This is a genomic window from Streptomyces sp. CoH27 (genome assembly GCF_020181035.1).
In the GTDB taxonomy this organism is placed as follows: Bacteria; Actinomycetota; Actinomycetes; order Streptomycetales; family Streptomycetaceae; genus Streptomyces; species Streptomyces camelliae.
In genome coordinates, this window is sequence record NZ_JAIQYY010000039.1 from 40,218 (window position 1) to 50,688 (window position 10,471).

The 10,471-nt window shown below is 68.4% G+C and carries 8 protein-coding genes; 6 read left to right on the forward strand and 2 right to left on the reverse strand.

What is annotated here, in order from left to right; genetic code table 11:
- Window positions 1-27: 27 nt before the first annotated feature.
- Window positions 28-1,494, reverse strand: a complete 1,467-nt coding sequence (locus tag LE548_RS39980) for a multicopper oxidase family protein (RefSeq protein ID WP_225101958.1) — start codon at window positions 1,492-1,494, stop codon at window positions 28-30.
- A 1,210-nt stretch (window positions 1,495-2,704) separates the two neighbouring features.
- Between LE548_RS39980 and LE548_RS39985 the strand changes: the two genes are divergently transcribed.
- From LE548_RS39985 to LE548_RS40010, 6 genes are all read left to right on the forward strand, one after another.
- Window positions 2,705-3,370 carry a response regulator transcription factor gene (locus tag LE548_RS39985; RefSeq protein WP_225101959.1) on the forward strand — a complete coding sequence of 222 codons (666 nt, stop codon included), beginning with the start codon at window positions 2,705-2,707 and terminating at the stop codon, window positions 3,368-3,370.
- On the forward strand, window positions 3,367-4,671 hold the full coding sequence (locus LE548_RS39990) for a sensor histidine kinase KdpD (protein ID WP_225101960.1): 1,305 nt from the start codon (window positions 3,367-3,369) through the stop codon (window positions 4,669-4,671). The genes LE548_RS39985 and LE548_RS39990 overlap by 4 nt, the downstream gene beginning before the upstream one ends.
- 158 nt (window positions 4,672-4,829) lie before the next feature.
- On the forward strand, window positions 4,830-4,988 hold the full coding sequence (locus LE548_RS39995; protein ID WP_225101961.1) for a hypothetical protein: 159 nt from the start codon (window positions 4,830-4,832) through the stop codon (window positions 4,986-4,988).
- A gap of 132 nt (window positions 4,989-5,120) precedes the next feature.
- Window positions 5,121-6,110 carry a LysR family transcriptional regulator gene (locus LE548_RS40000; protein ID WP_225101962.1) on the forward strand — a complete coding sequence of 330 codons (990 nt, stop codon included), beginning with the start codon at window positions 5,121-5,123 and terminating at the stop codon, window positions 6,108-6,110.
- A 173-nt stretch (window positions 6,111-6,283) separates the two neighbouring features.
- Window positions 6,284-7,462, forward strand: a complete 1,179-nt coding sequence (locus LE548_RS40005) for a S1 family peptidase (RefSeq protein WP_225101963.1) — start codon at window positions 6,284-6,286, stop codon at window positions 7,460-7,462.
- A 779-nt stretch (window positions 7,463-8,241) separates the two neighbouring features.
- The gene (locus LE548_RS40010; protein ID WP_225101964.1) at window positions 8,242-8,760 is read left to right on the forward strand and encodes a hypothetical protein; all 519 of its coding nucleotides are present in this window, start codon (window positions 8,242-8,244) and stop codon (window positions 8,758-8,760) included.
- Between the two features lie 396 nt (window positions 8,761-9,156).
- Here LE548_RS40010 and LE548_RS40015 read toward each other — a convergent pair whose 3' ends face one another.
- Complete coding sequence (locus tag LE548_RS40015; protein WP_225101965.1) at window positions 9,157-9,795, reverse strand: hypothetical protein; 639 nt, start codon at window positions 9,793-9,795, stop codon at window positions 9,157-9,159.
- Between the last annotated feature and the right edge of the window lie 676 nt (window positions 9,796-10,471).

Below are 10,471 nucleotides of genomic sequence, written 5' to 3' on the forward strand. Positions count from 1 at the left end.
CCGCACCGGCCGACGCTGACGTGCTGCTTATCCCGTGCTGCCGGCAGCAATGACTTTCACGGAGCCCATCATTCCGTTGTCCTCATGTCCAGCGATGTGGCAGTGGAACATCCATTGCCCGCTGAAGTCCGTAAAGCGCATCCGGATCACTGCTTTTCCGGCCACTCCATCGACTGCGTGGGGAACGGTCACACCATCCCTGTAGTCGGCGGGCGGCTGGGCAACGCCGTTCACGCTGAGGACCTGGAACGGTGCGGTATGGAGATGGAACGGATGATCATGACCACTCGTGTTAGTGAGCGTCCATTCTTCGACCGTACCAAGCGTGGCCGGTTTCGTGAAAGTCGGCTTCATGTCGAACAGCTTGCCGTTGATGTAGAAGTTGTTGCCGCCGTCGTCACTCAGGACCACGCTTCGAGACTGGGCGATGGGTTCTCCGGACAGATCGGGAAGGGATCCGGGAAGCGGCCCAGTGACCTGGGGCGAGGTGGCCATGCCCGACGGTGCCCCAGTCGCAGCCGACCCCGCGCTCCCGCGGCCCTGTTGGACATTGACCTTCATGAGGGTGGTGTTGGGGTAGGAGTCTCCGTCGCCCTCCGGCCCGGTCTCGTGGGCGAGGGTTCTGAGCCAGGTTGTTCCGGGGGCTCCGGCAGTCACCAGGACGTCGAAGCGTCCGCCGGGCGGAATCAGGAGGTGTCTCACCCGAGCCGGCGCTGCAGAGGGATTCCCGTCCTGGCCGACGACTGTGAATCTGCCGCCGTCGAGCTGGAGATCGTAGAAGATGGCGTAACCTTCATTGGCTATTCGCCACAACTGGGTTTCGCCGGCTTTCAAGTTCACCGTAGGCCGGTACTGACCGTTGACCAGGCGAACCGTCGGTGATGCGGGCTCCAGGACCCCGTCCGGGTAGACGATCGAGCTGGTTCCGCTGATCTGGGCGTCCTTGAGGGCCAAGGTATGAGCCGTGATCCGGCGGTAGGCCGGCGGCAATGATTCGCGATTGTCCCCGACAATAATGGTTCCTGACAGGCCCGCCCCGATCTGGCTCTCAGTTCCGTCGCAGCGAGCGTCCTTTGGGGCAGCGGTCATCTCCATTCCGGGCATCGAGTGGCCGGACTTGGGGCACATGTCGTGGTCGTGGTACCAATACGTCCCAGGTGGCTGGTTTGCGGGGATTTCGAGATGGTAGGTCAGAGTTTGACCAGGCTGAGCGGACAGCATGATGTTGTCTGCGCTTCCCACCGGGGGCAGGTGCATCCCGTGGAAGTGCAAGTTGGTTGCCGTGCCAAGTTTGTTGGTCAGTTTCAAGGTGACACGCTGGCCAGGAACCACGTGAAGGGTCGGCCCGACGAGGCTTCCGTTGTAGGTCTCCGCAAGCACCTTCTTGCCCGAGATCATCACCTCTCTCTCAACCGTCGTCAGTTCAACCGTCAGATCCTCAGGGGTTGTCTTGTTGAGTTCGGGCGGTTCCAGCAGCGCAGCGCCGGGCACCATGCCAGCCGCCTGCTTTTCGGTGGTCGGAAGTGGCTTTCCAGTAGCCGCCGAGTTTGGCTTTGCGCCCACGCAACCTGCGAGGCAGGAAAACAGGAGAGTGGCCCCGACAACGAGGACTCCGAGACGGGCGATGGGCGATCGACTCGCGGTCGAGCGTGCGGTCAACAAACTATTCCTCTCTGGGCGTACCTGCTGAACGGGGAGCAAAAAGCCCCAGGTTGGACCACCTGATCTAAGCCACGCCCCGGGGCCGGGCGGCATAGCCGAACCTGGCGTCAGGCACAGCAGTGGCCCGTGGAAGCAAGATCCAAGGCCCGAAACGCAGTGGAGCCCGTCGCCGCGAGTACGGTGACCGGCCCCACTGCCATGTACCGCCCGTCGCCTCCGTCCACCGGCCTTCACCACGCCCGCTCCCCACCCTGCGTGCTCCACTCGTACACAAACGACTGCACGATCCGCGCCCCTCCTCGGCTCCGTTCCATGACGGCCCTGGAGACTTCCTGAGGAACCCTGAGGATTTGATGAGGGCGGACTGCGCGCGCCGTCCGCGGCCCGGTTGTGACGCACAGCCGCGTGCGAGTAGTGGTGGCCAGGGATGACCCGGTGCGGCTCCACCGGGACCTGATCCGGCCGGGCTGCGGAGCCATGCTTCGGCAGCGGGTCGTGCCCCAGGCGCGTCGGGCCGGATTGCCGGCTCTCGCACTGGCGGCGACCCTGGCGGCCGGTACCGCGGCCGGGCAGCGGCGGACTCGGGCGTGTGGCACCACCAGCTCACCACGCTCCCCTGCCCGGATGACGCGAGTCGCGCGATGAGCCCGGTGGGTCGGCGTCCAGGGCGGCGTCGGCAGGCGAAGGCGGCGGAGCTCACCGAATGCTCAGGTTTCCCCTGTGATGATCGTGCGCGTTGGCAGCAGCGGCCTCCGGTCCCCCGCGGACGGAGAGCCGCGCCGCCGACACTTTCGGTCCGGAGCCGTTGGCGGTCGTGGGCCGATGAGTGGCGGTGCCTTCCGATGAGACGTCCCCCTGGTCATCGGAGAGGCGCCGCCACCCCGCCCCATGGTTCGACGTGGGCTGGGAGACCCGTCGATGGTGGAGAGGTTCAGCGGTGACGACAGGGTTCAGCGGTGACGACAGGAATCCACCGGAGCCTGTGAGCGCATTCATGTCCTCGCCGACGCCTCGGCGCCTGTCGACGCCTATCCTGGCCGACATGCGCGTACTGGTGGTCGAGGACGACGATGACCTGCGGTTCGCCGTGGCTGCCGCACTGCGCGGCGGAGGACTGGCCGTCGACGAGGCCGGGGACCTCCCCGCCGCCGACGAGGCGATGTACATCACCGGCTACGACTGTGTCGTCTTCGACCGGATGCTGCCGTCCGGCGACTCCGCGGAGTACGTGCACCGGATGAGGGCGGACGGCAGCACCGTACCGGTCCTCTTCCTCACAGCGCGCGACTCCGTCGCCGACCGCGTCGAGGGCTTCGCCACGGGCGGCGACGACTACCTGGTCAAGCCGTTCGCCGTCCCGGAGCTGGTCGCCCGGGTGCGGAACCTGTGCCGGCGCACCGCCGCCGTCCGGCCCTCAGTGGTCCGCTGTGGCGGCCTGGAGGTCGACTCGGCCCGCCGCACGGTCCACCGCGACGGCGTCCTGCTGACTCTCACCGTAAAGGAGTTCGCCGTGCTGGAAATCCTCGCCGCCCGGCCCGGCGAGGCCGTGCGGCGCACCGAGCTCATAGAGCGCTGCTGGGACGAGCTGACCGAGCCGAACTCCAACGTGGTCGAGGTCCTGGTCTCCCAGCTGCGTCGCAAGCTGGGCGATCCGCCGCTGATCCACACCGTCCGCGGGATCGGGTACCGGCTGGAGCCTCCGGCATGAGACTGCGCGTCGCGGCGGGCCGGACACGCCGCCGGACGCCGCCGACGCCGACCGGCCGGATCCACCGGATGCGACGACGCATCACTCTGCTCTTCACCCTCGTGAGCGCGCTCGGCCTGATCGGCATGACGGTCTTCGCGGTGCACGCTGACGACGCGTCCTGGCGCGACCAGGTCGACTCCGACCTGCAGACAAGGACCAGCGACATCGCCGCCGGCCTCACCCCTGATGAGGACGGTGTCCTCGCATACCCGGCCCCGAAGGACGGTGCGTACGACTGCCCCCCGGTGACCCTGTTCACCGCTAGTGGCGGGCGCCTGTCCCGCGTGGTCTCACCGCGCCGGCCCTGCCTGGCCGTCCCCGCCCAGGCCCTGCAGGAGGCCGCTGCCAAGGCCGCCCGGGAGGGACACGGCGCCTTGAGCACCGCGACCACACCGAAGGGCCGCCGGCTGCGCCTGTCCGCCGAGCCCGTCACCGGACCGGCCGGCACCACGGACGCCGTGGTGGTCGCGGCCTTCGACACCTCCGGGCACCTGGACAGCCACAGGCGGCTGACGCTGCTCCTCACCATCGCCTGTGCGGTCCTGGTAGCCGTTTCGGCCATGGCCGGCCGCTGGCTCGCCGGACGCGCCGTCCGGCCGGCGCTCACGGCACTCGACCAGCAAGAGGCCTTCTTCGCCGACGCCGCCCACGACCTGCGCACCCCCATCACCTCGATGCGACTGCTCGCCGAGACCGGCCTGCGTGGGGAGGCGGACAGCCACGAAGTGCTGCGCCGCACACTGCGCCAGTCCACCCGGATGAGCGAGCTGGTCGACGACCTGCTCACCCGCGCCCGACTGATGGCCGGCGCCGTCCCGCTGGAACGGGAGCCACTGCGACTCGACCAGCTCGTCGATGCCGTCGTCGCCGACACCCCGGCGCACGGGCACCGGGTGGCCGTCCGGGCCGAAGCCGTGGTCGTCCTCGCGGACGCGGGACTGCTGCGCCGTGCCGTCGCCAACCTGCTGGGCAACGCGCTCACCCACGGCCACACCCCGGGTGAGCCCGCCGACGTCGAGATCACCGTCACCGTAGACGGCACCGTCACGGTCGACGACGCGGGCCCCGGCATACCGCCAGGTCAGGCGAAGTCCCTGTTCGAACGCTTCCACAGCGGTTCCGGTTCCAGCGGCCTCGGGCTGTCCATCGCCGCCTGGGTGGCCCACGCGCACGGCGGCTCGCTCACCGTCGTCCCCAGTGCCCGCGGCGGGTCCCGGTTCCTCCTGAGCGTGCCCGTCCGGGACCAGAAGCGGCCCTGACGCGGCGCCCGCGCCCTGGTGGGGACGCCTCACCGAATCCTCAGGTTCCTCCAGGCAGACTTCCGGTGGTCCCCCGAACAGCAGGCAACGAGCAAAGGACGTGCACCACCGGTTCTACGGGACCGGTCCGGAGGCGCGCGGAGCGAGGAATCGGTTTCATGGCCCGGATGCGGGAACACATGGTCGGCGATGTGGTGGCCGAGCGGTTCGAACTCATGGTGCGGCTGGGAGCCGACGGCATGGGCACGGTGTGGCGGGCCCGCGACCTCGTCGGCGGGATTCCTCCCGGAGAGCATCTGCGGGGTTCGTGCACCTGAACGGGCACCATCACGACGCCGTGATCTGGTCGCTGCTTCGGCGGTCCTGCGGGACGTCGTCCACGAACCGAACTCTCGTCAAATCTTCGCCCCGACGACTATTCGCCGACTTTCTACCGTATAGGTCTGCCCATGGAGCTGGAGTTTCGACATCTGAGGATGATCCGGGCCATCGGTGATGCCGGAAGCGTGACCAAAGCCGCGGACCGCCTGGGACTCGCGCAATCGGCGCTCTCCAGCCAGCTGAAACGGATCGAAGCCGCCGTGGGCGGGAAGCTCTTCGAGCGGGGCCGGGAAGGCGTACAGCCGACCCCGCTGGGTGTTCTGGTGCTGGAGCGGAGCCGAGTTCTGCTGCCCGCGATGCGTCAACTGCAGGAGGACGCCCTGCGGTTCGCGACCACGGCGCGCGAGGACGGCGAACTGCACTTGGGGGCGACCCACGGTCCATTCCTGGGCGCACTGGTCGACCGACTGGCGACAGCCCGGCCCGAGCTGGTGGTGAGCACTCAATCGTCCATGTCAGCCTCAGAGCTGGTGACCCGGGTGGTCGACGGTCGGTTGGACGTCGCCCTGACCGGGTACTGCGGGCACCGCAATGCGACGGGCGACGAACGGCTGGAATGGCGGGAGATCGCCGTCGACCCGGTGTTCGCCCTGCTCAACGAGGAGCATCCGCTGGCAGGTGAGCGGGAGTTGAGGCTCGAACAGCTCGCTGATGAGCGCTGGGCACTGCCGCCCGGCGAGAGCTGCTTCGGAGAGTGCTTCGCGGCCGCCTGCGTCCGCGCGGGCTTCCTGCCCCGGTCGGTGTACGAGGCCGACGCCGCCTCCTGCCTTCACCTCGTCCTCTCGAACCGGGCCGCCGCCCTGTGCCGGGCGACGTTCTCGCCGCCCGCCGGCACCGTGGCCGTTCCGCTGGCACCACCGCAGTTGAGCTGGCGTCAGCTGATCTGCTGGCGCCCGCATGCGTCGGTGCGCCTCGCGGACGAGTTGCTCTGCCACGCCAGAGCAGCACACGCGGAGGCGGCGGCCCGCAATCCGGTGTACGCGGCATGGCTGCGGCGACAGGAGGAAACGGCTGTACGGCTCGGGGAGCATGGCGCTCCACTCTCGGCGGACCGCTGACCCCGTCCGGCCCCGACCCGCTCAGAACCCGCGCGGACGCGACGCCCTGACCGGCCCTTCTCCTCCCGTGTTACAGCCAGGTCCATAGCGCCGACAGAGGGGCACTTTGACATGTCCCGGGCGCTTTCCATCCTGGCTAGGGTTCCGGCAACCCCCACTCAAAGGAGACCCCAATGCTCCGACGTCACACAGCGGTTGCCGCCGGTTCCCTGGCCATCGCCGCGCTGGTCGCCACGGTCGCACCGGCGGGCGCCAGCACGAACGACACTGCGATCGCCAACGCCATGACGGCCCATCAAGAGGTTGCGGCCCCGGTACCCGCCGCCCTGCTCCCGGCGCTCCGGCGCGACCTCGGCCTCACTCCGCAGGCCGCCGCAACCCGCCTGGCCGGCGAAGCCCGGGCCGCCGCGACGCAGGAAGCGCTCAAGCGGGCACTCGGCAACCGCTGGGCCGGCGCCTGGCTCAGCAATGCCGACACCACCCTGACGGTCGCCACCACCGACCCCGCCGCCGCCCGGACCATAGTCGCGGACGGTGGCCGAGCCCGGGTCGTCCGCAACTCCCTCGCCACGCTCGACCGGGCCAAGGCCACGCTCGACGCGGCGGCCCGCACCGCCACCCCGAAGAACACGCCGCTGTGGTACGTCGACCAAGCGGCCAACACCGTCGTCGTCCAGTCCACCGACACCAACCGCACCAAAGACTTCCTCGCCAGGTCCGGAGTGGACCACTTCCTCGTCCGGGTCGTCCGCGCCTCGGACGCCCCCCGCCCGCTGGCCGACCTCCGCGGCGGTGACGCCTACTTCATCAACAGCGCCGCCCGCTGCTCGATCGGCTTCCCAGTCACCCAGAACGGCCAGCCCGGCTTCGTCAGCGCCGGCCACTGCGGACAAGCGGGCTCCAGCGCCGCGGCTCCAGACGGCACCTCCATAGGAACCTTCCAGGGCTCGACCTTCCCCGGCAACGACTACTCGTGGGTGCAGGCCGATTCGACCTGGACGGCCCAGCCCCAGGTCAAAAACTACGCCGGCGGCACGGTGACGGTCTCCGGCTCCGACGTCGCCCCCATCGGCTCCTCGGTCTGCCGCTCCGGTTCCACCACAGGCTGGCACTGCGGCAGCGTCCAGCAGTTCAACGCCACCGTCAACTACGCGCAGGGCAGCGTGCTCGGCCTCACCCGTACCAGCGTGTGCGCCGAGCCCGGCGACTCCGGCGGCTCGTTCATCTCCGGCAACCAGGCCCAGGGCGTCACCTCCGGCGGCTCCGGCAACTGCACCGTCGGCGGAACCACCTACTTCCAGCCCGTCAACCCGATACTCCAGGCCTACGGCCTGACCCTGGCCACCGGTTGATCCAGAACCGGCTGATACTCCAGCAGGAGTTCCCTGTCTGACCTGCGGGTTTCCTCAGGCGGCTCAGGGATGAGGGCCGCGGAGCGGTCAGGGGTGGCCTTCTGCAGACCGCCCCTCGATCGTGCCACGGCGTCGCAGGCAGTGACAGCGGCATGCGACCGCTTGGCGTCGGCGCCCGTTCGACCAGCTCAGGGCATGGTATCGCCCTCGGCGGCCACCAAGCTGAGGCGGCCGGGGACGACAAACTGCCAGAAACCGCCGAACCTCCGCGACCGTGAACTCGATTGCACCGGCTGTCCCACCAGTGCCGCCCCCCTCTCTCGGACCTGGCGCGCCGTGGCGGGCGGCCTCTCCCTCCTCATCCACCACGAGATCGACCACCTCAACGACCTGCTGTACACCGCTCGCATGCGAAACGGCGTCGATCCGATCTCTTCCGGTCCGCCGACCTCGTCACGGCATGATGGGCCCCGCTCGAACGGAACGCCCGGCGCCAATTCGGTGACGCACTCCGCCACTCGTACCGCCGCGACTCACTGACGTACGCCAAGCCCGGGGTTCCCTCGAAGCACCGGTACAAGTTCGACGACGCCCTCCGCCCCTGGTATCCGCGCGACCCGGAAGAGCGGCGTTGGACGAGTTCGAAAGGGCTGTTGGACCTCATCGAGATAGTCCGCACACACTTGTCTCCTCGAACACTACTGGCGGCTCACCGGCGGTGAACACGGCGGTCAGTGGCTGATGGAGGATGCTCCTCACGGCATGCCGGAGAGTGGTGCGTGGCGGTCATCGCGGCGGCACAGGCGACGGACGGCAGCTGGATCTGGGCCCAGACGTCCGCGCTGAACGTTCCGTGCATCGCTCTCTTCGGCGCCTATCTCACGTACGCCCTCAACCAGCGGGCCGTACGCAGGGAACGCCGCGCCAAGACCTTCGCCGAAGCCCTGACGGCGGTCGAGGAGTACTTGGAGATGCCGTACCGCATACGGCGTCGCCCCAAGTCCTCCTCCGCCGTACGACAACAGCTCACCGACGAAGTCAGCGGCCTACTGACTCAGATGGCCTTCCACCAGGCGTGGCTCGAGATCGAGGCATCGGCGGTGACGGGCCCCTACGCAACGCTCGTGGCCACGGCCCGAGCGGAGGCCGGCGCACAGATGAGTCTCGCCTGGGACCAGCCGCCGATCACCACCGGCAGCGGCATGAACCTCGGGGTGCCGTATCCGCGAGACCGATCAAACGCCGCCCGAGCCGTGTGCATCGAGGTGATGCGCCGCCACCTCGGAGAACGATCGTGATCTTGGTGCCAACTATCCCTCTTTTGTGCCAACTAAAAATCCTCGTCACATGGACGCAACCCCCCGCGGCGCGGGGAGCAGACCAGAAGTCGGACTACCGGTTCTACGTGAAGGGGACCATCCCCGCGGGTGCGGGGAGCAGGACTCGACCTGGCCCTGACGCAGAAGTCACTCGGGACCATCCCCGCACCCGCGGGGATGGTGTGCCCAGTGTGCCTAGGTGGTGATCACTCGCCCTCGGCTCAGCCGAGGGCGGGTTTCACGCGGCGGTCCTCAGCCCAGCCCGTTGGTCGCCGTCTTGTGCTGCCCGGCCTGTGCCGGGGGCAGGTAGTGGGAGACCTGCACAAGCACGGCCCCCGGTACGAGGCGTACGGTGCTGCGGTCTGAGACGATCCGCTAGTCGGTGACGCCGAACCAGTATGCGCTTGAGCCATTTCCGTTGACGTACCGCACGTAGTAGCCGTTCGAGGAGCCCGAGCAGTCGCTGGTCGGGTAGGTGGTGATGTGCACCTCGCCACGCCACCACCAGTTGCTGTCGAGGCTGTCCCAGCCGGGAGTTGCCACGCAGTGGCCGACCCATTGGTTCGCCTGGTTGTTGCCCTCAACGTACATGGAGTAGGCAATGCCCTGGTTGTCGAAGAATTCGATCTGTTGGGTGGCTGCAGGCGAGTTGTCGCCGGTGACTATGGCCCACCAGTCCCCACCGGGCCGGTTGGCGGGCACGTTCGTGGAGCCGGACCAGTTGTCGCCGCCGGTGCAGTTCTGGCCGTTGTAGGCGACTACGGTGACGTTGCCCTGCCACCACCAGCCACTGATGGCGTTCTTGAAGTCGGGGGTGTTGAAGCAGCCCTGGGCGCTGTTGCCGCTCTGGTCGAGGCCGATGATCTTGACAGAGGTTGTCGTGTTCTTGTTGTCCACGATCATCAACTGCTGGCCGGATGAGCCAGCGTGGGCAGTACCGCCGAGGGCGATTACTCCGGCCACCGAAAGCGCCATTGCGGCGGCCGCGCGGGCTGCCCGCTTGAAGATGTTCACGTCTCTCCCGTGGTCGAACATATGTACGCGCGTGACGCATTATGCACGATCTTGATCATGTGTAGAAGATCTTCAACGGCGTCGGTATCGGTCGCACCGTTCCCCTTGACGGACCTTGGCTGGCGCCCGGGATGCGGGGCAGTCGGTCAGCCGCCGTTGGCGATCTTCTCGGCGTCCTTGTCGGCCTTCGCGAGCGCGGCAAGGCAGTCGGCGGCGATCTGCTGCGGCCGCCCCGAAGGACGGCCGCCCACCCGAGGGTGTTCTGACGAACGGGGAGCCGGGCTTCTGGTTGCGATCCGTGGCTGCCCCGGAGGACGGCCGCCACTCGGCGACGACGATATCGGCGGCGGGGTCGGGGCCTTGTTGCGATCCTTGGGCGCGGTCACCACGCCCTCGGGTGGCAGCGGGGCACCCCAGCACGGATGGGTTGCGATCCTCGGTCGTCCCGGAGGGCGACCATTATCCAGCGGCCTGAGCATCGCCGCGGCCGTCGTCGGGATGTTGCGATCCCCGGCCGTCCCAAAGGACGACCGCCACTCCACTCGCCGACGAAGTGATGCCGGCCCCGCCGTGGCGTTGCCCGGCTTCAGGATCAGGCGCCGACCGTGGTCTTGGCCTCACCGGCGCGTCCTGTTGGAGAGGCCAGCGGCGGGGTGGGCATGCCCGCGTCTTCGCG